The following is a 306-nucleotide window of genomic DNA, read 5'->3' on the forward strand; positions in this document are numbered from 1 at the left end:
GGGGAGGCGGGCCACCAGCTCGCAGTACTCTTGGATCTGCTGTCGCGTCTCGTGATCGAACAGGGCGATGTGCTCGTGGGCCTCTTCGGCGAACTGCTTCACTGGCCAGCGACGGGCTTCCGTGTCGCGGCCCTCTTTCTTCTCGATGACGTCGGCCCATTCCTCGGCCGCGGCCATGGCGTGGCGCAACTTCTCGGGGATGTCCTTAGTCTCGCCGGTCTTTTCCATGGCCGGAATGATGACGCTCTGCTTCGCGATGATCTTCTCGAGCAACTCTTTATCTTCAATGATGACGCCTCCTTGATG

The 306-nt window shown here is 60.5% G+C and carries 1 protein-coding gene; it reads right to left on the bottom strand.

The genetic code is table 11. The features are described from left to right. A partial coding sequence (locus tag NE591_RS14015; protein ID WP_256156950.1) for a hypothetical protein occupies positions 1–273 on the bottom strand: 273 nt, incomplete at its 3' end. Positions 274–306 lie beyond the last annotated feature (33 nt).

Source organism: Adlercreutzia sp. DFI.6.23, assembly GCF_024462535.1.
Taxonomy (GTDB): Bacteria; Actinomycetota; Coriobacteriia; order Coriobacteriales; family Eggerthellaceae; genus Adlercreutzia; species Adlercreutzia rubneri.